At 61.3% G+C, this 21160-nt stretch carries 21 protein-coding genes and 1 tRNA gene; 16 read left to right on the top strand and 6 right to left on the bottom strand.

Annotation, left to right across the window (positions count from 1 at the left end):
* Nucleotides 1-9: 9 nt before the first annotated feature.
* The 5 genes from V7116_RS00075 to V7116_RS00095 all read left to right on the top strand — a co-directional run bounded on the left by V7116_RS00075 (nucleotide 10) and on the right by V7116_RS00095 (nucleotide 5345).
* Nucleotides 10-1539, top strand: coding sequence for a complex I subunit 4 family protein (locus V7116_RS00075; protein ID WP_324389120.1), 1530 nt, complete (start codon nucleotides 10-12; stop codon nucleotides 1537-1539).
* Between the two features lie 13 nt (nucleotides 1540-1552).
* The gene (locus V7116_RS00080) at nucleotides 1553-3067 is read left to right on the top strand and encodes an NADH-quinone oxidoreductase subunit N (protein WP_324389122.1); all 1515 of its coding nucleotides are present in this window, start codon (nucleotides 1553-1555) and stop codon (nucleotides 3065-3067) included.
* Between the two features lie 119 nt (nucleotides 3068-3186).
* Nucleotides 3187-3615: a hypothetical protein gene (locus tag V7116_RS00085; protein ID WP_324389124.1), complete on the top strand. Its 429-nt coding sequence runs from the start codon at nucleotides 3187-3189 to the stop codon at nucleotides 3613-3615.
* Nucleotides 3616-3633: 18 nt separating this feature from the next.
* Nucleotides 3634-4413, top strand: a complete 780-nt coding sequence (locus tag V7116_RS00090; protein ID WP_324389126.1) for a class I SAM-dependent methyltransferase — start codon at nucleotides 3634-3636, stop codon at nucleotides 4411-4413.
* Between the two features lie 11 nt (nucleotides 4414-4424).
* A complete protein-coding gene (locus V7116_RS00095) occupies nucleotides 4425-5345 on the top strand; it encodes an SDR family NAD(P)-dependent oxidoreductase (protein WP_324389128.1) in 921 nt (306 codons plus the stop codon).
* Here V7116_RS00095 and V7116_RS00100 read toward each other — a convergent pair.
* Genes V7116_RS00100 through V7116_RS00110 form a run of 3 tightly spaced genes read right to left on the bottom strand, consistent with a single transcriptional unit; the run spans nucleotide 5342 to nucleotide 7508 of the window.
* Nucleotides 5342-5794, bottom strand: a complete 453-nt coding sequence (locus V7116_RS00100; protein WP_324389130.1) for an NUDIX hydrolase — start codon at nucleotides 5792-5794, stop codon at nucleotides 5342-5344. The genes V7116_RS00095 and V7116_RS00100 overlap by 4 nt on opposite strands.
* A gap of 38 nt (nucleotides 5795-5832) precedes the next feature.
* Nucleotides 5833-6870 carry an anti-sigma factor family protein gene (locus V7116_RS00105; protein WP_324389132.1) on the bottom strand — a complete coding sequence of 346 codons (1038 nt, stop codon included), beginning with the start codon at nucleotides 6868-6870 and terminating at the stop codon, nucleotides 5833-5835.
* 44 nt (nucleotides 6871-6914) lie between these two features.
* Nucleotides 6915-7508 carry a sigma-70 family RNA polymerase sigma factor gene (locus V7116_RS00110; RefSeq protein WP_324389134.1) on the bottom strand — a complete coding sequence of 198 codons (594 nt, stop codon included), beginning with the start codon at nucleotides 7506-7508 and terminating at the stop codon, nucleotides 6915-6917.
* Nucleotides 7509-7592: 84 nt separating this feature from the next.
* On the opposite strand from V7116_RS00110, the gene V7116_RS00115 reads away from it, so the two are divergent.
* The 3 genes from V7116_RS00115 to V7116_RS00125 all read left to right on the top strand — a co-directional run bounded on the left by V7116_RS00115 (nucleotide 7593) and on the right by V7116_RS00125 (nucleotide 9108).
* Nucleotides 7593-7676 (top strand) — tRNA-Leu (locus V7116_RS00115).
* A 131-nt stretch (nucleotides 7677-7807) separates the two neighbouring features.
* Nucleotides 7808-8200, top strand: a complete 393-nt coding sequence (locus V7116_RS00120; protein ID WP_324389136.1) for a hypothetical protein — start codon at nucleotides 7808-7810, stop codon at nucleotides 8198-8200.
* 53 nt (nucleotides 8201-8253) lie between these two features.
* Nucleotides 8254-9108 carry a hypothetical protein gene (locus tag V7116_RS00125; protein WP_324389138.1) on the top strand — a complete coding sequence of 285 codons (855 nt, stop codon included), beginning with the start codon at nucleotides 8254-8256 and terminating at the stop codon, nucleotides 9106-9108.
* Between the two features lie 85 nt (nucleotides 9109-9193).
* On the opposite strand, the gene V7116_RS00130 is transcribed toward V7116_RS00125, so the two are convergent.
* Complete coding sequence (locus tag V7116_RS00130; RefSeq protein ID WP_324389140.1) at nucleotides 9194-10900, bottom strand: ABC transporter substrate-binding protein; 1707 nt, start codon at nucleotides 10898-10900, stop codon at nucleotides 9194-9196.
* 124 nt (nucleotides 10901-11024) lie between these two features.
* Nucleotides 11025-12380, bottom strand: a complete 1356-nt coding sequence (locus V7116_RS00135) for a hypothetical protein (RefSeq protein WP_324389142.1) — start codon at nucleotides 12378-12380, stop codon at nucleotides 11025-11027.
* 417 nt (nucleotides 12381-12797) lie between these two features.
* Between V7116_RS00135 and V7116_RS00140 the strand changes: the two genes are divergently transcribed.
* On the top strand, nucleotides 12798-13289 hold the full coding sequence (locus V7116_RS00140) for an FHA domain-containing protein (RefSeq protein WP_324389144.1): 492 nt from the start codon (nucleotides 12798-12800) through the stop codon (nucleotides 13287-13289).
* Nucleotides 13290-13386: 97 nt separating this feature from the next.
* Here the strand turns inward: V7116_RS00140 and V7116_RS00145 are convergent, their stop codons facing one another.
* Nucleotides 13387-14244 carry a GNAT family N-acetyltransferase gene (locus V7116_RS00145; RefSeq protein WP_324389146.1) on the bottom strand — a complete coding sequence of 286 codons (858 nt, stop codon included), beginning with the start codon at nucleotides 14242-14244 and terminating at the stop codon, nucleotides 13387-13389.
* Nucleotides 14245-14427: 183 nt separating this feature from the next.
* Here V7116_RS00145 and V7116_RS00150 point away from each other — a divergent pair, with 183 nt between their 5' ends.
* From V7116_RS00150 to V7116_RS00180, 7 genes are all read left to right on the top strand, one after another.
* Complete coding sequence (locus tag V7116_RS00150) at nucleotides 14428-14838, top strand: PspC domain-containing protein (protein ID WP_324389148.1); 411 nt, start codon at nucleotides 14428-14430, stop codon at nucleotides 14836-14838.
* Complete coding sequence (locus tag V7116_RS00155; RefSeq protein ID WP_324389150.1) at nucleotides 14835-15776, top strand: LiaF transmembrane domain-containing protein; 942 nt, start codon at nucleotides 14835-14837, stop codon at nucleotides 15774-15776. The genes V7116_RS00150 and V7116_RS00155 overlap by 4 nt, the downstream gene beginning before the upstream one ends.
* A 5-nt stretch (nucleotides 15777-15781) precedes the next feature.
* Nucleotides 15782-16705, top strand: coding sequence for a hypothetical protein (locus V7116_RS00160; RefSeq protein WP_324389152.1), 924 nt, complete (start codon nucleotides 15782-15784; stop codon nucleotides 16703-16705).
* A 182-nt stretch (nucleotides 16706-16887) separates the two neighbouring features.
* Complete coding sequence (locus tag V7116_RS00165) at nucleotides 16888-17136, top strand: SWIM zinc finger family protein (RefSeq protein WP_324389154.1); 249 nt, start codon at nucleotides 16888-16890, stop codon at nucleotides 17134-17136.
* Nucleotides 17137-17311: 175 nt separating this feature from the next.
* Entirely contained in the window at nucleotides 17312-18385 is a 1074-nt protein-coding gene (locus V7116_RS00170; RefSeq protein ID WP_324389156.1) for a lysylphosphatidylglycerol synthase transmembrane domain-containing protein, read from the top strand.
* Nucleotides 18382-19722: an NAD(P)/FAD-dependent oxidoreductase gene (locus V7116_RS00175; RefSeq protein ID WP_324389158.1), complete on the top strand. Its 1341-nt coding sequence runs from the start codon at nucleotides 18382-18384 to the stop codon at nucleotides 19720-19722. Before V7116_RS00170 ends, V7116_RS00175 begins: the two co-directional genes overlap by 4 nt.
* 120 nt (nucleotides 19723-19842) lie before the next feature.
* A complete protein-coding gene (locus V7116_RS00180; protein WP_324389159.1) occupies nucleotides 19843-21147 on the top strand; it encodes a UDP-glucose dehydrogenase family protein in 1305 nt (434 codons plus the stop codon).
* The last annotated feature ends 13 nt before the right edge of the window (nucleotides 21148-21160 follow it).

The following is a 21160-nucleotide window of genomic DNA, read 5'->3' on the forward strand; positions in this document are numbered from 1 at the left end:
CGAAAACATATGGATGACATCTCTTTGGTCACTGTGGTTTTTATGCTCCCTCTGTTGGGAGTGGCGGCGCTGATACTTCTCCGCACGCTGAGTGATCAGGCCATTCGTTGGACCGCTCTGACCTTCTCATTGGTCACGTTCGCTGTGTCGCTGCTGGTGCTGCGGGAGTTCGACAGCAGCGTAGTAGGGCTGCAACCGTCAATGACGGATCACTGGAACTGGATCAAGGGCGATACCTTCACGATCAGCTACTACGTTGGCGTGGATGGGTTCAGCATCTGGCTGCTGCTGCTCACCACGTTCATCATGCCGATCGCGATCCTGTCGTCGTTCAACTCCATCAAAGAGCGGGTGCGGCTGTACTACAGCTTCCTGCTCATGATCGAGTGGGCCATGATGGGCGTGTTCATCGCGCAGGACCTCTTCCTGTTCTACGTGTTCTGGGAAGTGTCGCTGATCCCGATGTACTTCCTCATCGGCATCTGGGGCAGCGAAAACCGCATCTACGCCGCGATCAAGTTCTTCCTCTACACGATGGCAGGCAGCCTGATCATGCTGCTGGCGATCCTGTGGTTGGGCAACAAGGCGGGTACGTTCGAGCTGCCGGTTATTCTCGCCCACATGCAGAACGGCTCGCTGGTGCTGGACACGAACACCGCGCGCTGGCTGTTCCTGGCCTTCGCCATTGCGTTCGCGGTGAAGGTCCCCATGTGGCCGCTGCACTCGTGGCTGCCCGACGCGCACGTGCAGGCCCCGACCGCTGGCTCGGTCATCCTGGCGGGCGTCATGCTGAAGATGGGTACCTACGGTTTCGTGCGCTTCAACCTGCCGCTGTTCCCCGAAGCGAGCCGTCACTTCGCGCCGTACATTGCGACGCTGGCCGTCATCGGCATCATCTACGGCGCGTGGGTCAGCTACGCGCAGCGCGACATCAAAAAGCTGGTCGCCTACTCGTCCATCAGCCACCTGGGCTTCGTGATGCTCGGTATCTTCGCGCTGAACTCAGCGGGCATCGAGGGTGGCATCCTGCAAATGGTGAACCACGGCATCAGCACGGGCGGCTTGTTCCTGGCGGTCGGTGTGCTGTACGAACGCCGTCACACCCGTATGCTGGACGCCTTCGGCGGCATCTGGAAGGTGATGCCCCTCTACAGCGGTATCGCGCTGGTGATCGTGCTGTCGAGCATGGGTCTGCCCGGCCTGAACGGCTTCGTGGGCGAGTTCACGATTCTGCTGGGGTCGGCTGGCTCGGACGTGTTGAGCATGGTCTTCACGGCGCTGGCGGCGCTGGGCGTCATCCTGGCGGCGGTGTACATGCTGTACATGTTCAACACCGTCTTCATGGGCGCGGTCACCAAAGACGAAAACAAGAACCTGCCCGATCTGAACTGGCAGGAACTGTGGTCGCTCGTTCCGATCCTGATCGTGATCTTCGTGATTGGTTTGCAGGCGGGCCTGTTCTTCAACCTGATGGATAGCTCGGTGGCGCATCTCGTCGAGCAGCTCGGTGCTACAGCCACGGCAGTCGCAGGTCGATAGGCGGTGATACTCAATGTTTCAAGTTCCTGACATAGGGGATCTCAACATTTGGGCGACGCTGCCGGTGCTCATACTGGCGATCTGGGCGTGCCTCCTGCTGGTCGCGGATTTGTTCATCCCGCAGGAACGTAAGTCCCTCACGGCGGGACTGGCTGCGGCGGGCATTGGCTTATCGCTGGTGCTCTCGCTGCTGTCGCTCACGGATGTGATCGATCTCAGCGGCAGCGATCCGGTCCTTCAGGGGTTGTTCCTGGCCGATCATTTCACCGACATGATCAACGTGATCGCGCTGGTCACGGCCCTGTTGGGCGTCATGGTTGCTTATGACTACTTGCAGCGCACAGGTATCCAGCGCGGTGAATATTACGTTCTGCTGCTGTTCGTCACCAGCGGCGTGATGTTTATGGGGGCGGCAGGCGACCTGACGGTCATCTTCATCGCCCTTGAGCTGCTCTCGATTCCGCTGTATATCCTGAGCGGATTCCGGCGCGAGCAGGCGCAGTCCGAAGAAAGCGCGATGAAGTACTTCCTGCTTGGCGCGTTTGCGTCTAGCTTCCTGGTGTACGGCATTGCGCTGGTTTACGGTGCGACCGGCACGACGAGCCTGCAGGGTGTCTGGACCGCCGTGGATCAAATCGTCGCCGATGCCGACAGCACGCGCTATCTGCTGCTAGTCGGTGTCGGGCTGGTGCTGGTGGGCCTGGGCTTCAAGGTGGCGGCGGTGCCGTTCCACATGTGGACGCCGGACGTCTACCAGGGTGCGCCTACCTCGGTTGTGGCGTTCATGAGCGTCGCGGCGAAGGTCGGCGGGTTCGCCGGGCTGCTGCGCGTGCTGGCGGGTGGCGTGCCGAACTTCATGCTCGATGCAGGTGACGCGGCAGCGTGGCAAAGTACGATCTGGCTGCTGGCGATCCTGACGATGCTGCTCGGCAACATCGTCGCCATCGCGCAGAGCGATCTCAAGCGTCTGCTGGCCTATTCGAGCATCGCGCATGCCGGGTATATCCTGATCGCGGTGGCGGCGGCTGGCCTGCCGGGCGAGGGGCCGGAAGCTGTGCAGGCGATCCTGATCTACCTGCTGGCGTACACCTTCACCAATGTGGGTGCGTTCGCGGTGATCATCGCGGTCGAGCGCAACGACACATCCAATACCGGCCTGGACGCAGTGCGCGGCCTGTCGCGCTCCAATCCGGCGCTGGCGGCGGCGATGGCGCTGTTCATGTTCAGCCTGACGGGCATTCCGCTGACCGGTGGCTTCATCGGGAAGTGGTTCGTGTTCCGCTCTGCGATCTCGGCGGATCTGATGGGCGTGGCGCTGGTCGGCGTGCTGACGAGCGCGATTTCCGCGTTCTACTACCTGCGCGTCGTGTGGGCGATGTATTTCGAAGATGGCGACAGCGAAGCATCGACGCCGTGGCCGCTGGCCTGGGCGATCGGCATTTCGGCGGTTGGAACGCTGATCCTCGGCATCCTACCCTATCTGGCGACCGACATGGCGAAAGGCATCACGCTCGCCTTTGGCCATTGACGCACCACGTGAATTCGATCGAAGGGGCAGCCGCGTGCTGCTCCTTTTTGTTTCCCATACCCCGGTACGTTGCCCAGGACATTGCCCGGCACGTTGACTTGCCGTTACAATTAGAGGGTATGAACGGTTACTACATCCGGTTCTTTTCACTGGCCCCACTGTCCTCTACGACGCAGCTTCAGGTGTGGCTCGCGGAACGGCATCACTACGTCCGCCCCCTGGGAACCAATCGCTTTGAAGTGTTTGACGATCCGGTGCTGGCTTCGCTCCACGTCATTTTGAATACGGCCCGTGATGAAGTCATCCGCCAGGAAGTCATGGCCTTTATCGAGGCAGCAGCGCGGGCGCGGCGTCCGGCGTCAAGTTACGTGATGGACCGGCTGGCACGGTCGCAGGCGGTCGTCGCGCTGCAAGGCTGGCAGTTGGTGGATGAGGGCATCGTGGACGAGACGCTGACCGCCTGTTACGCGATCAGTGAGGGATTGGTCCAGATTGATGGTGAGGGATTTTTCGAACAGGGTGTATTTATTCTAGGTACCGATGATTAACCCGAAGGCAAAAGTCCGGTGAACGATCAAATAACTCCTACGAAAGACGTGAAGGAAGTGCCGGTCCACGAATATGGGCAGCACTATTTTGAAAGTTATAACTATGCCGATCGCCCGCTGGGCCGGTTCAGCATGTACTGGTTTGCGCGGCGCTACTATGCTGCGCTGGCGAAGCGCTATGCGCCGCCCGGCGGCGGCAAGCTGCTCGAAATGGGCTGCGGGCTGGGGCATTTGCTCGGTCTGCTGGAAGATGACTTTTCGTGCGTGGGTATCGATATCGCGGCCTACAGCATCGATCAGTTGCACGTCAACGCGCCGAAGGCGGAAGGCTTCGTGATGGACGCCGACGACCTGTCGCGTTTTGGCGATGGCGAGTTCAGCGTCGTGGTCGCGCTGCATCTGGTCGAGCATCTGGCCGATCCTGAAGGAACGATCCAGCAGGTGAACCGCATTTTGCGCCCCGGCGGGCTGTTCCTGTTTGCGACGCCGAATCCCGGCTACAGCCTGCGCCGTTTCAAAGATCCGGCAACGGACGCGATCGGCAAAGACCCGACGCACATCAACGTGCAGCCGCCCGCCCAGTGGCGCGCATGGTGCGAAGCCAACGGGTTCAAGATGCTGCACCACTTTGGGGACGGGTTGTGGGACGTGCCCTATTTCCCGGTTGTGCCGAAAAGCATCCAGTTTGCCGTGTTGGGTATTCCGTCACTGATCCAGGTGATGACGCGTACGACGCTCATTCCGCTGACGCTGGGGGTCAATCAGGTCGGCATCGCGCGTAAAGTGTCCGGAACGTAAAGGAGCGGCACATGAAACGCAGCCATCGTTTGCTGTGGGGCGGGGCGGTCGCCGGGGGATTGTACTGGTTGGCGCGCTACTTCCAGCCGCGCCATTCGCCGCTGGTGCTGGACGGCGAAGTCGTGTTGATCACCGGCGCGTCATCGGGCATCGGGCGGGCGCTGGCGTTCGCCTTCGCACGCCGGGGCGCGCGTCTGGTGCTGGTCGCGCGGACGGTCGAGCAGCTCGAAGCCGTGCGCCGCGAGGTCGAGCCATACACGACGGCGGTGCTGGTTATTCCGACCGATTTAACCGACGAAGCGCAGATGCAGCACGCCGTCGATCTGACGCTGAGCACGTTCGGTCGGATCGACGTGCTGGTGAATAACGCCGGGCTGCTGTTGGCGGGCAAGCTGCAAGATCAAGACCCGCTCGCGATGCAGCGCGTGATCGATGTGGACCTGCGCATTCCGATTCGGCTCACGCAACTTGTGCTGCCGTCCATGCTGGCGGCGCACCACGGCACGATCATCAACGTAGGATCGGGGTTCAGCCGCACCCCGACGCCGCTATTCACGGCTTACGTCGCCGCGAAGGCCGGGTTAGCCGCGTTTACCGATGCGCTGCGGCGCGAGGTGGACGGTTCCGGCGTGCAGGCGATGCTCGTGCTGCCGGGGTGGACGCATACCGATTTGCTGCCGCCGGAAGCGGAGGATTACCTGGAGCGCCAGGGGTTCCGCATCGAGCACCCCGACGAAGTGGCGGAGCGTGCGATTCTGGGCCTGCTGCGCGGCGAGCACGAAGTTATCATGGGGGGGGCGATGGAAAAGCTGAGTGTGCTGGCGGAGCGATATGCGCCCGGCCTGATGCGCCTCTACTGGCGGCTGCGGCTGACGCCCGAATGGACGGCGGTGCTCAGCCGGGTTGGAAACCAGGGCGAAGGGGTGGATTAAGCCCCGTTTTTCCACGCTGCGATCATGGTGCGGGTGCTTTCAAACGCGAGATCGGGCAGGCTGTCGGTGCGGGTGAGCCAGCACAGCGCATCGACATCATCCTGCGGGCGTGCTTCACCGCCGAGGGCGCGTGCCGCATAGATCAGGATGAGCGATGTCCCGAATTCGTTGGGCCCCATTACCTGCACGAGACGCAGAATCTCGACTTCCAGCCCGGTTTCTTCGAGGACTTCGCGGGCGGCGGCTGCGCGCGGATCTTCTCCCGCATCCATGTAGCCCGCGGGTAGTGCCCACTTGCCGCGCTCGGGGTTGTTGGCGCGGCGCACCAGCAGCACTCGCTCCTGGTCCTCGATGAACGCGGCAACTGCCACTTTCGGATCTTCGAAATAGATGAATCCACAGCTCGAACAAACGCGGCGAACCTTCCCGAACGCAACCTGATCGCTCATTGGTTCGCCGCATACCTGGCAGAAATTGACCGGATATCTCATGTACGCCTGCTATTTTTGCGGCCCAAGACAAAGACGACGCCGGATAGAATGAGCAGCCCTGCGCCGGAGCCGATCAGCGCCCAGTTGCGGCTTGTGCTTGTTGTCTGCGCTGGCGCGGCTTCTTTCGCGGCTTCGGCAGGGACCGTCTCCGTTGCCATTTCAGCCTGTTGAACTGCCGGTTCCGCCAGCGTGATCGCATCGGCGGCGGTTTCTGTCACCGCCATCTGGGGCGCAGCCGCGGCAGGCGCGGGCTGCTCGGCTTCTTCCTGCTCGCGGAACGCAGAAAGGGTGCTCTGTGCTTCCCCTGTACCTCCACCGCTGTCTGCGGCGCTTTCTGCCGCGCTGTCGAAGGCTACCGCAGGCGGCTGAATGGTCGCTTCGGGCGAGAACGAATCGCTCGCTGGGGCAGGGGCGCCATCCAGTTCAGGCTGCGCCGCCGCGCCATAGGGCGCGCTCAAGGCTTCAGGGGAGGTTGGATTCATTTCGCCTTCGGCGGCCTGTGCCGCGTACATCTCGATCTGCGGTGTGCCGGTGGGCAGCACTGCGGGCGTCGCGGTCATGGGCTGCGGCTGCGGTGAGAGAGACGATTCGGCTATAGTTCCTGCGGCCATGTTCGCCTGCACTTCGAGCGTGGCGGTCGGCGCTGCTGCGACTTCGCTCTGGCCCACGGTTGAAAGAGCCTTTTCCTGCGTTGTGCCCGTCAGCGCGCCGATGACGATCAGAATGGCGGCTGCCGCTGCGCCCAACGCGCCGCTGAACTGAAGCACGCGCGGGGTCAGCACGACCTGCCACCATGCCGGTTTGCGGCTGTACACTGCCGGGTCGAGCGTGAAGTTACGCGGCGCGCGCAGCCGTGGCAGATCGTTGAGCAAACTGTGGGTTTGCTCAATGCTGGCCAGGGCGTCGCGCCAGGACGCATCGTCCGCCAGATGGTGCTCGACCTCCGCGCGTTCGCGGGCAGACAGCTCGCCGTCGCGGTAGGCGGACAGAAGCTCGATGTCGCGGTCAGTCAGGGTGCTGCGAGAAGTAGGCATGATTCGTTCTTTACGTGCTTATGGCTGCGATTCGCGGCCCGTGTTTACTCACTGATCAGACGATATTTCGCCGGTAAAAGTTCCTCAGCGCCTTGCAAACAATCGCGCAGGCGGGTTCTGGCGCGGCTCAGGCGCGATTTCACCGTGCCCAGACTGCTGCCGGTCATGTCCGCGATTTCCTGGTAAGCGTACCCCTCGACATCGGCCAGGACGGCTACCATGCGCTGATCGGTTGGTAGATCGGTCAGGCAGTCCTGAATCGCCTGGTTGAGTTCCGCGCGTTGGAGGCGCTGCTCGGGGGTTTCGTCATCGTCCAGCAGGGCAAGCTCGGCCTGGGGCGCTTCATCTTGCAGCGTGTCGAGACTGGCCGCCGGGCGGCGCTGGCGGCGGCGCAGCTCATCGTAACAGGCATTCGTGACGATGCGCATCAACCACGCTTTGAACTGGTCGCCCCGGAACTGGTCCAGCTTTTTGAACGCAGAAATGAACGCTTCCTGGGTGGCGTCGGCGGCGGCTTCGGATTCGCCCATGACGCGGTACGCGACGCTGAAGGCCATGTCCTGGTACGCCAGCACGAGTGTGTTAAACGACTCGACATCGCCCCGCCGGGCCGCTTGAATGAGAAGAAACTCGTCCATGCCGGGTGCCGGTTTTTTAGCCTTTCACGGCGTAAATTACCGTTGACGAATGCTCGAAATCAACATATACTTGCAACACATTAAGCCGGAGTGGCGGAATTGGCAGACGCACGCGACTCAAAATCGCGCGGAGGTGACTCCTTGTGGGTTCGACTCCCACCTTCGGCACTACTGACGAGCCGGGATGCAGACATCCTGGCTCGTGTTGTATTGGTAAACAGTCAGTTCTTGCGCGATCCCGCCGGGCCAGATTATAACAGGTGGCATTGGCTCAGTCTAACCCGAGATGTGCGCGTCTTATGAAACGAACGATTGGTTCCCTGTTAATCGGACTTCTGGCCGGGATCGGCATCGGCATCTACCTGGGGTGGGAACAATTCCCGGTAGAATACACCAACAGTTCTCTGGCGGCGCTGGCGCCGTGGTACCAGGACGAGTATACGGTGATGGTTGCCGAAGGCTACGGGGTGGATCAGGATGTGAACGCCGCGCTGCTCCGGCTCCAGCCGTTGGGGAAAGACAATATTTTTGATTACGTGCAGACCCTAACCGAGCGTTATATCAGCCAGAGCAATGTGCCCAACATCACGCCGATGGTCGCCCTGGCGGAGGCGATGGGCCGGTTGACGCCCGTCATGGAGATTTACCGTAGTACCCCGGCTCCGCAGCCGGATGCGCTTGCTGCGCCGTAACCACACTTTCGATTCTCATGCGTCCAAGTCGTGTTCGTGAGCCAAAACGTTCTTTGCGCGGGATCTCCATCCTGGGGCTGCTGTTGGGCCTTGCCGTGGGGATCGGGCTGGCGCTGATCTATACCTGGGAGATCGATCCGGTCATCGAGCGGAACACAGCTCCCTGGCAGCTTTCCGACAGCGCGCGGGAAGACTACGTGGTGGCGGTGGCGCTCAGTTATGCCGAGAACCAGGATCTCCAACTGGCGTTCGACCGCCTGCGCCAGCTGCGGCCCAGCCAGGACGTGTGGACGGTCGTCGCGCAGATCGCGTGCGAGCGCCATAAGCGCGTGCAGGTGAAGACAAACAGCGACGTTGTCGTGATGCGCGCGCTGGAACAGCTTTATCGCCCGCAGGGGGCGAGCGGGTGCGCGGACGGGCAATATCCGACCCCAGCTCCCGTCAACTTCGTGACGCAGGTGCCAACGCCGTTCCCGACATCGACCCTGACGCCGCCCGCCACCAAGACGCCCACGCCGGTGCTGTTTACCAGCGAGCCGGAGACGCCGTTCGCGCCGACTGCGACTGTCTCGTTCGCGGGCAGTTATGTCCTGGCGCGAATCAACCCGTTCTGCGATTCGGACGTGAATGGGGTGATCCAGGTCAATGTGTACGACAACAACGGGCAGGGTATCGCGGGGGTGCCGGTGCGCGTGTCGTGGGCCGGGGATCAGTCGGATCTGTTCTATACGGGTCTCGTGCCAGACGAAGGCCCCGAGTATGGCGACTTCGTGATGGAAGCCGGACGCACCTATACGGTGGCGGTGGCAAGCGCGGGGGCGGCGCAGCAGTCGGTTGAGGCCGTGCCCTGCGGCAGCGACTCGTCGCTGATCACGTCCTACCAGATCTCCTTCCGGCGCGAAGACTGATCGAGCCAAACTATATTCAGGTAAGAATCAAAAAGCGGACGCTCTCTCAAAGAACGCCCGCTTTTGTATTTTTCAGATCCAGCGGCTAGCGCGCGGACTGCGCGTCCGGATCGATCGTCCATAGATCGAATCGCGCCGCGCCGTATTCGTTCACGTCCGTAAGCCACGGCTGCTGAATCCACGTCGTCGTGGTGACGAACAGCGGAATGACCGGGAACGTGCCGTTGGGGCCGAACATGGCTTCTTCTGCGGTCGCGTAGTCCTGGGTGCGCGCGTCGAGATCCTCCTCGGTGACAGCGCGATCCAGCGCGGAATCACCCTGGTCGCAGGCGCGCCCGGTGCTGATCCAGCCGTAGCGGCAGTGCAGGGCGTCGTTGATCCAGGCGTTCGCGTCGGGATAGTCGGCGCTCCACTGTACGATCCAACTGTGGGAACGTGTCACGGCCTCGGAGTCGTACGTGCCGTGGCTCAATTCGATCATGAGCTTGCGCTCCAGCGGCACGACCTGGAACATGTTCGCCGCGCAGCCGAGATTGGCGACCCACTGGTCCACGAGGAACTGTCCGGCGGTGGTCCAGATCGGATCTTCTTCCGGCACGAGCACAATGATCTGTTCCGGCAGGTTCGTGCAGTCGGGGTAACCCGCCGCTGCAAAGGCGGCGCGCGCTGCGGCGGGGTCGAAGCCCAGCCCCTCGACGTCGGGCGCGGCAGCGACCCCTGCCGGGGTGAACGCCAGCGCTGGCACCGCCTGATTCGGGAAGAACTGATCGATGAGCGCCTGACGGTCGATGGCAAGCGAGAACGCACGGCGCGCATCGGTGCTGTCCACCACGGCGCGATCGGTCGCAAAGCCGAGCGCCGTGATCTGGTTGGCCGGTGTGGCGGCGAGTGCCGAGGATGCGCTGGTGCGCAGCGCGTCCGCTTCTGCGGCGGTCAGGCGCACCATATCGTAGGGCACCGCCGAGCCGATCGCGTCCGTCAGCGCCACTTCGATCTGATCGACGTTGCCGGAAAACGCATCCGGCCACAGCGAATTGCGCACCAGGGTCATGGCCGACGCACTGCGGCTCTTGAGCGCGTACGGGCCGCTGGTGATGATGCGCTCTGCCGATGTCCAGTCGCCTTCATCCGCGACCGCTTCACGTGCTACCGGACGGAACTCGGATGTGCTCACCAGCGTCGGGAAGTACGAGGCTGGCACGACGATGTCGATTTCGAGCGTGTAGGGGCCGGTTGCGCGCACGCCGATTTCACGCGCGATCATCAGATCGGTGATAACTTCGGGGAAGGCGTTCGCAACCGTCTGGCAGCCCTGGACCAGCATCATATTGGTGGTGACGGGGGAGGGGCGCAGCGGGTTGCATGCGCGCTGAATGGCATACACGAAGTCGCCTGCCTGGATCGGGCGTACGGCGGTCACTGCATCCGTGCCGGCGTCGTAGCGCACCCACTGGATGTCGTCGCGCAGGTTGAAGGTCCAGGTCAGGCCGTCATCGCTGACCGACCACGACTCCGCGATCATGGGTTCGACTTGCTGCGTCACCGGGTCGAAGCGGGTCAGGCCCACGAACAGGTTCTCGACCAGATCGTGTGACGTAGGATCGAAGCGCGAAATCAGCAGGGGATCGAGCGTCGTAGTGGTCGCCGCCGCCGTATACAGGGTGACAGGAGTATCACTCTGCGCCTGGGGATAAGCCGCCACAGGCGCGACACTCAATGACAGGCTCACCACGAGCGCTGCCAGAAGATAAAGCGTGATGGTACGTTTTGATGCCGGGATCAATGGCCGCATTCTAATCCTCACTCAATGCAGTGCGAGCATTCCGAGATGGGCAAAACGACGTGTATTGTAGCGCAAAAGTCCCGCCACAAACCGACGCCTCGCCGTTGCTTGGCTGTTGGAGTGACCATCGCCGCTAGTGCGGTGTTGTATTCGCGCCAAATGCAAGCCACGTCAGAAGCGCATCCGCCGCGCCGTAGACGATCCAGCGTGCCCACAGCGGCAGGGAAAATCGCACGGAGAGACGATAGGCCGAGGCCGCGATCAGCGCAATAAGCAGCACGGTGACCACGGGCACGGAAATGCTTGTCGCATCGAGCGCCAGCAGCAGGGCGGGACCACATTGGAACAGACCGGATGGAAACAGCAATTTGAGCGCCGCGTACAGCGCCGAAGCGATCCACAGCGCCGCATTCGGGAACTTCGATGCGACGATAAGCATCATCGTGGGCAGGGCCAGCCAGAGCGCCGCCAGCGGCAGCCCTGCCATCCCGGCGAGGATCGTGGCGCTCAGATCCGGCGAGGCGTCGTGGAAATCAGCGGCAGCCGCCAACAGGTGTGGCTCGGTGTTTTGCAGACTGGTCCAAACCAGGACCGGATCGCTGTCGCCGTCAATTGCAGCGGTGATTGGGCCGCCATCGACCGCATCTTCAGCGGCGATACCTGCTGCGACAACATGCCCCGCATCGAATGCGACCAGCACAGGCTGCCAGCCCTGAACAGTTCGTATAGCCACTACTGCGCGAAGCTGCGCCGACTGACCCTGCGCGAAGCGCGGCCAGCGGAGCAGTGCCGCTCGATCCTCTGCCGCCGGAACAAACAACGCGGCGTCATTCCATGCCGCCAGATCAGAGGGCAGCGCGAGCGTCGAAGTAACCGCCGCGGAAGGATCGGACAGCGGAAGGTTGAGCAGCAGAACGCGCTCCGCATCGGGCCGATCAGCCGAAGTAATCCCAACCAACACGTACCCGTAGCTGGCATCAGTTCCCAGATCGAGCGACGTGATGGTGTCCATCTCGCTCAAATCGATGCTGGTAAGCGGTGCGGGGACCGGAAGCGAGGCGTCGAAAAATGAGTCGAGGCTGCTGTCGCTGTAATACAGTTCGGCTGTGCCGCCAGCACCCAATACGATCCAGACTGCATGCAGGTTTTGGCTGCTGTCGATGCCTGCTGTGAACATTTGAAGGGACGCAAATGCACGGCTGCCCGTGATACGCGGACGCCCCGTACTGTCGATGACCGCGCCTGTTACCGTCGGGTCGCCGGGCTCCCAGGCCAGTATGAGCCCCTGTCCGCCGGACAGGGGCAGCATCTCGAACCGCGCATTGACCGGCAGCGACAGTCGGATCGGGCCGCGCAGCGTCTGGCCCTGCAAATCGATCAGCGCGTTGTATAGCCCGCCACCATGTTCGCGCCAGACGAGATGAAAGCTGTCCGGCCCGGCGGGGACCGCTGCCCAGGCTTCCGGCTCGATGTCCGGGTAGGGCAGCAAGGCGTGGGTATCTACTGAGGAATTTATCTCTCTATACAAAAGGGTGACTGATTTATCTGCGGGCTGCCAGATCGCCGCAGTCGCTCCATTGACGTCCACTAATGCAGGCTGCGTGAGCGCGGGAACCGTGCCCAGATCGTCCACGCCCAATGTCGAAGCTCCGGACGATGAGTTGGCGGAAGCAGCACGCATCCCTGCAATCGCAGCAAGAACGAGGGGAAAGAGGAGCATCCATAAATCCGTGCGGCTGACTTGCCTGAACATGGTAAGTAACGAATCCTGGCGTTGCGTAAGAATGGTTCGATCGCCCATTGCGGCCACAATTCTGCGCATATGAAAAGACGGAGTATAATGGAATTGAGTGTACCCCGTAATCCTTCCGTTCGACCGTAACTGGAACTGTCAAAAGGAATTGTAATGGCGGACGAATCATCGACTCAGCCTGAAGCGAAGCCCATCAAGCGCGAGACATCGATCCTTGATGATTTGGTCGAGCGCAACCCGGCTGCTGCCGATTCGACGACCGGGGGACGCCCAAAGACAGCTCGTCTGGCCCAACCGTGGCGGCTGATGCTGCAAATCGGCGGTGAGACACAAACAACCGTGGGCATCGAGATCAAAGAGCAGGTTACGCTGGGTCGCAGCGATCCGGTCGCTAACTTCTTCCCCGAACTCGATCTGACGCCCTATGGCGGGCAGGATCGCGGTGTTTCGCGCCGCCATGCGACGATCGTGCAGGATAACGAACATAAGGCGCTCTATATCGAAGACCTGAACAGCACGAACGGGACGCGGATCAACGGCTTTGCGCTGGAGCCAAACCGCCGCTATCGCCTGCGCGACGGCGACGAGGTCGAGCTGGGGCGCGTGAGGATGGTTCTGCGCTTCGTCCGGTCGCCGTATAAGTAACGCTGGCGCTAGAGTGTCATGCAATAAAAGCGTCCCTGGCAAAATAACAGGGACGCTTGTTTTTTGGAACTACAGAAGATTGTTTTTGCCGTCTTGCTTAGGCCAGCGGCAGACGCATTTCGATCTGCTTCAGACTGGTCTGGTAATCCAGGTGCCAATAGGCCTGCAGAACGGGATCGTCAGCGGGCGTGTTGTAGGTGCTGCCGGGCGCATCAGGATAACGGGAATGCAGTGCGGTCAGCATGGCGGTGCCTGCCGCCTGCGGATCGCCGTTCGGGTTCATCGCAAAATCAATCAGGCGGACGCCGTGGCGCCCGGCCCAGCCCAGCCCATACCCGGCAAGGCAGTCGCCCAATGTGACGGACCAGCCTTCGATGTGCGGCACCAGCAGCTCAAGCGAGCGCAGACTGCGCTGCCAGCAGTTTTCGACCGTGTGAAAGTCGTTGTAGTGGGGCAGCAGGGTAGTGACCGCCTGTTCCTGCACATTGTAATCGCCAATCGCTTCCAGATTGGCGGGGATGCCGGGTTCGCGCTCGACGGACACCAGGCTGCGAGTCTCGATGAACCCCAGGCTGAGGTACAGCGCGTGCGCGCCATAATTCTGATCGATGACTTCCAGATCGATGTGGCTCAGACCGTGCTGGCGGGCACGTTCGATCAGAAACAGCATCATGTGGCGGCCAATGCCGCGCCGCCTGTGGTCGGGCACGACGCCCATGCCGCCAATCCACCCGTGATTGTCACGGATGCCCAACAAGCCGGTCCCGACAATGCGTTTATCCTCGACCGCAGCCACCGAATCCTGCAGGCTTAAGTCGTCGCGCTCGATCAGCGAGCGAAACGAGGAAACGGTCATCGAAATTGGGGTAAAATAGTCACTGTAAGCAAGGTTGAAAGCAGCGGTGAAAGCGCGAAAGTCAACATCTGTAACCGCGCGATAATCGACGGGAGACATGCGTGCTTCCTTCGGTATTCAAAGAGATGGCCCGATTGTCTCACCTTGTGTTTCCAAAAGCAAGACGCCTACAATGACTGGTGGATTGAGGTATACTGCCACGGGACCAGCGTTTACTTGCGTGCTGGCACAGAGCGAGTATAGTCACGGGTTGAACATCGCCGCTTTTGAAGGATGGATCGCATGCGTTCACAGCGCTTGACGCGAAGCTTGATCGATCGCGTATTGGGAGGCGTGTGCGGCGGCCTGGCCGCTTATATTGGCGTCGGCCCGTGGTGGGTTCGCGCCGTTTTTGTCGTCCTGGGCGTTTTCACGGCGGGCACGGGAATTTTGCTCTACCTCGTCCTGTGGCTGACGCTGCCCGCACAAACGCTGGAGGATCTTGAAGATCTGTCCGACCGGCGCACGCGAACTGCCCCACGCCCTGAGACGGTCATTCTGATCGGCGCGCTCGTGATCGCCATGGGGCTGATCTTGCTGGCACGCAGCCTGGGCATGCTCGACGGCGCGAACGGCGACGTCTTCTTGTCGGTCATGCTGCTGGCCTTCGGGCTGGTGCTGGCCCTCAAACAACTGTGGAGGAGAACCGCATGACAGCCTCCCGGCGTATGGTCATCTGGCCTCTGCTTATTGTCGCGATTGGCGCGTTGTGGCTGCTGGCGACGGTCGATGTGCTGCCGGATGCTGCGACCGATATCCTGCTGCGGTCGTGGCCCGTGCTGCTGATTCTGTTCGGATTCGATCTGCTGATTGGTCGCCGCCGCTTGCGATTGGGGCAGCAGGGCGTCAGTTATACGGTCGTTGCGCTGGTTGGAACACTGGTGGCGCTGGCCGCGATCGTGTGGCTGGCCTACGCGAAACAGGCGGACGTGGTGCGGGCCGACAAGCAGGCGGCATTCGCTCAGGCGGTCGAGGACACTGCCAGCCAGCTTCGTGTTGATGCGGCTGTAAACAGGGCCGAGATCACGATCAGTCCGGTTGAAGGCGACAGCCGCGAGGTCCGAGCAGACTATGCGGGCAGTGATGAAAGTGACGTTAGCTTCGAGTGGTCCTCCGAGGCTGACGTTTCCAGCCTTTCAATCACCGAGGCGGAGCAAGACGCCCTTCCGAAACTGGAAGCCTACGGACGCGGCACGCTCGATCTCACGCTGCCCGTGGTTGTGTCGCTGCAAGAATTGACCGTGGGGGGCGATGCCGGGAACATCAGCGCCAACTTGCGCCCGCTGCGGATCGGGCAGCTTAATCTGGCAGTGGGGGAGGGCGACCTGGACGTGTCGCTGCCCTCTGATGCTGTGATGACCGGCGTGATTCGCACCGGAGACGGCAGCATTACCCTGAACGTGCCGCAAAATGTTGCGCTGACACTCAGCCTGGGTGAAGGCAGTGGACAGCCGACCTACGAATATGACGTAACGCGCTACGATCTGCTGATCAACGGCACGTTGAAGCTAAAAAACACCGATGCGTTCCAGATCGGGCTGACGGTATCACTGCCGAATGGCGCGCACTTGATTATCAACGACGTCGAGTAGCAGGCATGGCCGACTCCATAGGGTGGCGAATCTGGTTGGGGGACATGCCCCTGGGCGCGGTGCACCTGCTGGCGTGCGATCCGCCGCTGGTCGCGGTATGGGGATCGCCTCGGGAAGCGTATTTCTTCGGCGCGTACGACGCGGACTATCTCGGCAAGCTGACCGTGCCCGCGCCACCGGCAGATGCGCCGCACACGGCAAATTGGCGCGACTTTTTGGATGGACTGCGCGCGCCGGACGGCACCTGGCTGCCGGTGGTAAAAGCGGGCGCGTGGCAGATCCACACCAGCTATGATGGCCGGTTCCGGGTGCTGCATACCGACCGGGATCTGCTGGTTGAGATCGATGGCGATATTACCCCTCTCGAACGCGAGTCTGACGAGCCGTTGGCGGCGGTGGCGCTGGATCGGGAACTTGGGACCGTGGCGGCGCTTGATGGTCACTCGCGGCTCCAGTTCTTCCAGCAGGCACTGGCGATGGGCACCTATACGCTCGACGGAGCAGACGCCGCCAGCGGATGTTTGCTCACCCTGCCGGATGCGCCCGATGCGGCGCTCGTGGTGGCCGGGGTGCAGGCGCTCCTGATCGATACGGCAGGGCAAATTCGGCAGCAGACGCGTGCCCGGTCGCCGTTGACCGCTGTAGACATCGCGCCCGATGCCAGCCTCGTTGCGACTGCCGAAAGCGCCTCCCTTCGCATACTGGACGGCAGGCTGGTTCCGCTCTGGCAGGCGGCAGTGCCGGACCTGCTGGATGCGCTCGATCCGCTCGATGACGACACGGCGGCGATCTCCACCAATCCCGCGGTACCGGTTCGTTCGGTGGCGATCCTGGCAGAGGGGACGATTGGATTTGTGGCAGGCGGAATGTTAGGGATCACCATCGCGGACGCGTTTGAGCCGCTGCCCCAGCCGCGTCCATTGCTTTAGCCAAAGTTGAGATTCCAATTATTGACAGGAGGAGGGACTTCTCATATACTGGCAGAAATTAAGGAAGATTAACCTATGAGCGTTTTAAGCCAATCACGTTGTCATTTGCCCACAAGAGCACGCGGGGGTTTTATTCCCGCGTGCTTTTTTGTTATTAAGTTAGCTTAAAGGAGAGGCGAGCTATGGACTACGGGATGATCAGCAAGATCGAAAAGGCCAAGCGGTACGCTGAGCAGCGCGACAGAATTCATTTTACGTCGTTCCAGGTAACCCTTGAGGGTGAAAATAATCCGCATACTGTTACCTATCAGGATGGCAAGTGGGATTGCGACTGCAGTTTCTTTAAGTCACGCGGCGTGTGCAGCCATACGATGGCGCTTGAGCGTGTTCTTGCTGACATGATCCCGAGCTCGGTGACGGCTGAATCTTAGCCGCACCCAACCACATATAACACTTCCTCAAGGCGGCGCCGTTACAGCGCCGTCTTTTGTTTTTTTGCGGAAAACGCGCTGTGGGCGTGTACCACCTGGATAGATAGTGCGCCAGGAGGGGCTTTGGGGTAGAATGCCCCGCTGCCCTTTTGTGTTGGCTGAAAGGATCGTCTGTTTGAACTGGCGACAAGTGATTCAATTTGCCCGCCGCTGGTGGACGCTGGCTCTTGGCATCGCCGTCAGCGCGCTATTTCTTTACCTCGGACTGCGCGGGCTGCACCTCGGTGACGTGTGGGACGATGTGCGCCACGCGCGCGTGGGGTGGCTGGTTCCGGCGGTCGCCGTCTACTTTCTGGCGGTGTGGGGCCGTACGTGGCGGTGGCACTATTTGCTGCGCTCGATCAAGCCGATTTCGCTGAAGGCGCTGTTCCCGGTCGTGGTGATCGGCTACATGGGGAACAACGTCTATCCCTTCCGCGCGGGTGAAGTGATCCGTGCATATGTGCTGAAACGCAACGAAGGGGTGAACATCCCTGCCAGTCTGGCGACGATCGTCATCGAGCGCATATTCGACGGGTTGGTGATGTTGATCTTCGTGTTCGTCGCGCTGCCCTTTGCGGATTTCAACGAAGACTGGCTGCGCAACGTGGTCGTGCTCTCGACGCTGCTGTTCTGGGGCGCGTTCATGGTGTTTCTGGTGATGGCGCTGCGTCCCGAGCGGACGCGCCAGCTTTATATGTGGCTGTTCGACCGGCTGCTGCCGAACCGTTTTCGCGTACCGGTTCAGGGCTTGGCCGATCACTTTATGCTGGGGCTGGAAAACCTGCGCCACCCGCGCGACGTGTGGATGACCCTGGTATCCTCGATCTTCATCTGGCTGACGGAAACGACCAAATACTGGTTCGTGATGCACGCCTTTGACTTCGAGGTCAGCTTCTTCGTGCTGATGGTCATGACTGCCGTGGTGAATCTGGCGACGACGCTGCCGTCCTCGCCCGGTTATGTCGGCACATTTGATACGCCGGGTATTGCGACGCTCAAGGCCTACGGCGTCAGCGAAACGATTGCCGCGTCGTATACGCTGGTGCTGCATGCGGCGCTGTGGTTGCCGATTACCCTGTTAGGGTTTTACTATCTTTACCGTGAGGGGCTTGGATGGAGCGACTTCCGCCGCGCACAGCAAGCGGCATCCGAAGACCGTGCATCCGAGCAGCCTATCGCTCTGGAAGGTGAGGCAAGAATCGGATGACGCAGCAGGTGGCGATCATTGGCGCGGGGGCGGCAGGGCTGGCGGCAGCATATGATCTCAGCCGTGCCGGGGCTGCCGTCACCATCTACGAAGCCGGGCCAGAAGTGGGCGGTCTGGCGGCGGGCTTCCGCGACGAAGGCTGGGAGTGGACGCTCGAAAAGTTTTACCATCACTGGTTCGCTAACGACGATGCCGTGTTAGGGTTGGTCAAAGAACTGGGAGTCGGGGACAAACTGCTGTTTCCGCGCCCGATCACGTCGCTGTGGCTGGACGGCAAGATTTACCAGATGGACCGTCCCAACATCGTGACGGCTAATCTACGCCTGCCGATTTCGCTGCTGGCGAAAGTTCGCTACGGGCTGACGGGCCTGTACCTGCGGTTTTTCGACCGTTGGCAGCCGATGGAGCGCGTGACCGCCGATCAATGGCTGCGGCGCACGATGGGCCGCGAGGCGTACGAGCGCGTCTGGCGCTCGCTGCTGATCGGTAAGTTTGGCCGCGTGTACGATCAGGTCAACATGGCATGGTTCTGGGCACGGGTTTACAAGCGCACGCCGCGGCTGGGCACGTTCGCAGGCGGCTTCCAGGCGTTTTTGGAACTGCTCGCGGCGCGTGACCGGGAATTGGGCGTCAAGATCTGCCTGAATACGCCCGTCGAGCGCATCGAGCAGCGGCCCGAAGGCGGCCTGACGGTGACCGTGGCCGGGGAACCGCACTCGTTCGACGCGGTGATCAGCACCAGCTCGCCGCACATCATGCAACGTCTCGCGCCCGGCCTGCCCGCCGCGTATCAGGATAAGCTCGGCGCGCTGAAAAGTATGGGCGCGGTGGTGGTTGTGCTGGCGTTGAAGCACCAGCTTTTGACCGACGGTACATATTGGCTCAGCCTGCCTTCCGATAACCCCGACAAGTCGAAATCAGAGTTTCCGTTTCTGGCGCTGGTGGAACACACCAACTATATGGATCGCGCGCATTATGGCGGCGATCACATCGTCTACTGCGGGGATTATGTCGAACCGGATCACGAGTATTTTTCGATGAGCGACGAAGCCCTGGTCGAGCATTTCACCGGGGCGCTGAAGACGTTCAACCCCGCGTTTTCGCCGGATTGGATTCGGAAGTCGTGGGTCTTCCGGGTGAAGTATGCGCAGCCGATTCCATTCGTAAACCATTCACAGGCCATCCCCGATCTGCGCACACCGATACCGGGGCTGTATTTCGCCAGTATGAGTCAGGTTTACCCGTGGGATCGCGGGACGAATTATGCGGTCGAGATGGGGCGTAACGTGGCTTCCATGCTGCTGCAAGATCAAGGCATGTCTCAATCCGGCGCATAACATTCAACATATGTGACATTCCTTATCCGTTCCAGTTCTGTTCAGTTGATCAGCCGTAACGTGCCCACCGTGGGGTAGGGGCCGGTGCGGTGAGTGTCTAGACTCAGTGAGGATCAATCTATGAAGAACATCACCGTTGTTGGGGTCGGCTACGTCGGACTGGTGTCCGCGGCTTGTTTCGCCGACCTGGGTAACTGTGTGACGGCGCTCGATATCAACGAGGAGCGCATCGCCAATCTGCGCAAAGGCGTCCTGCCGATTTACGAGCCGGGCCTAGGCGAGATCGTCGAGCGTACGATGCGCGCCAGGCGCCTGTTCTTTACGACGTCCTATGACGAAGCCCTGAAGGATGCCGAATTTGTGTTTATCGCCGTGGGCACGCCCGAGGGTGTGGACGGCGAGGCGGATCTGCAGTACGTGCGCATGGCGGCGGAAAGCATCGCCAAGGCTATGACGCACCCGCTGGTGATTGTGAATAAGTCCACTGTTCCGGTTGGTACGGGGGACTGGGTGGCGGACATTGTGCGCGAAAGCCAGCCCACGTCCGTGCCATTCAGCGTGGTGAGCTGCCCCGAATTCCTGCGTGAAGGCTCGGCCATCACCGACTTCTTCAATCCCGATCGCACGGTGCTCGGCTCGACGGACATGGAAGCCGCCGAACGCGTGGCGCAGCTTCACCTGCCGCTGCGCGCCACGATCATGGTCACCGATCTCCGCACGGCGGAGATGATCAAGTACGCCTCGAATGCGTTCCTGGCGACGCGCATTAGCTTCATCAACGAGATGTCTAACATCTGCGAGGCGCTGGGCGCGGACGTGAAAGAAGTGGCGCGCGGCATGGGCTATGACAAGCGCATCGGGCATCACTTCCTCGAAGCCGGGGTAGGGTATGGCGGTTCGTGCTTCCCGAAGGACGTCAAGGCCCTGGCGCACATGGCGCAGGTGCATGGGCGTCATCCGCAGTTGCTGCAGGCCGTGATGGACATTAACGCGTTCCAGCGGCATCACGTGCTGACCAAGGTCGATACGCTGCTGGATGGCCTGGAAGGGCGCACGGTGGCACTGCTGGGGTTGGCGTTCAAGCAGAACACCGACGACATGCGCGATGCGCCGTCGATCACGATTGCGGAGCAGCTTCACGCGCAGGGCGCGGTTGTGCGTGGGTACGATCCGGTGGCGATGGATGTCGCCAAGCGCATCATGCCGTTCATCGAGATGTGCGAGGACCCGTATGTGCTGGCGCGCGGCGCAGATGCGCTGATCGTGATGACGCCCTGGAACGAGTTCAAGCACCTTGATATGAAGGCCGTGAAAGAGGCGATGACCACGCCGGTGATGATCGACGCGCGCAACCTGTACGAGCCTGCCGAGATGCGCAGCGTGGGCTTCACCTATCGCGGCATCGGGCGCGGCTATAACGGCTAAAAAGCCTGAATCC

Origin of the sequence: Aggregatilinea sp., assembly GCF_036822615.1 — a bacterium.
In the GTDB taxonomy this organism is placed as follows: domain Bacteria; phylum Chloroflexota; class Anaerolineae; order Aggregatilineales; family Aggregatilineaceae; genus Aggregatilinea.

Excerpts from the sequence above, each read along its gene's own strand:
- V7116_RS00180 (WP_324389159.1), top strand. The coding sequence starts at position 19,843 with ATGAAGAACATCACCGTTGTTGGGGTCGGCTACGTCGGACTGGTGTCC.
- V7116_RS00155 (WP_324389150.1), top strand. The coding sequence starts at position 14,835 with ATGACAGCCTCCCGGCGTATGGTCATCTGGCCTCTGCTTATTGTCGCG.
- V7116_RS00110 (WP_324389134.1), bottom strand. The coding sequence starts at position 7,508 with ATGGACGAGTTTCTTCTCATTCAAGCGGCCCGGCGGGGCGATGTCGAG.
- V7116_RS00085 (WP_324389124.1), top strand. The coding sequence starts at position 3,187 with ATGAACGGTTACTACATCCGGTTCTTTTCACTGGCCCCACTGTCCTCT.
- V7116_RS00130 (WP_324389140.1), bottom strand. The coding sequence starts at position 10,900 with ATGCGGCCATTGATCCCGGCATCAAAACGTACCATCACGCTTTATCTT.
- V7116_RS00095 (WP_324389128.1), top strand. The coding sequence starts at position 4,425 with ATGAAACGCAGCCATCGTTTGCTGTGGGGCGGGGCGGTCGCCGGGGGA.
- V7116_RS00150 (WP_324389148.1), top strand. The coding sequence starts at position 14,428 with ATGCGTTCACAGCGCTTGACGCGAAGCTTGATCGATCGCGTATTGGGA.
- V7116_RS00120 (WP_324389136.1), top strand. The coding sequence starts at position 7,808 with ATGAAACGAACGATTGGTTCCCTGTTAATCGGACTTCTGGCCGGGATC.
- V7116_RS00145 (WP_324389146.1), bottom strand. The coding sequence starts at position 14,244 with ATGTCTCCCGTCGATTATCGCGCGGTTACAGATGTTGACTTTCGCGCT.
- V7116_RS00105 (WP_324389132.1), bottom strand. The coding sequence starts at position 6,870 with ATGCCTACTTCTCGCAGCACCCTGACTGACCGCGACATCGAGCTTCTG.
- V7116_RS00080 (WP_324389122.1), top strand. The coding sequence starts at position 1,553 with ATGTTTCAAGTTCCTGACATAGGGGATCTCAACATTTGGGCGACGCTG.
- V7116_RS00075 (WP_324389120.1), top strand. The coding sequence starts at position 10 with ATGGATGACATCTCTTTGGTCACTGTGGTTTTTATGCTCCCTCTGTTG.
- V7116_RS00140 (WP_324389144.1), top strand. The coding sequence starts at position 12,798 with ATGGCGGACGAATCATCGACTCAGCCTGAAGCGAAGCCCATCAAGCGC.
- V7116_RS00165 (WP_324389154.1), top strand. The coding sequence starts at position 16,888 with ATGGACTACGGGATGATCAGCAAGATCGAAAAGGCCAAGCGGTACGCT.
- V7116_RS00100 (WP_324389130.1), bottom strand. The coding sequence starts at position 5,794 with ATGAGCGATCAGGTTGCGTTCGGGAAGGTTCGCCGCGTTTGTTCGAGC.
- V7116_RS00175 (WP_324389158.1), top strand. The coding sequence starts at position 18,382 with ATGACGCAGCAGGTGGCGATCATTGGCGCGGGGGCGGCAGGGCTGGCG.
- V7116_RS00160 (WP_324389152.1), top strand. The coding sequence starts at position 15,782 with ATGGCCGACTCCATAGGGTGGCGAATCTGGTTGGGGGACATGCCCCTG.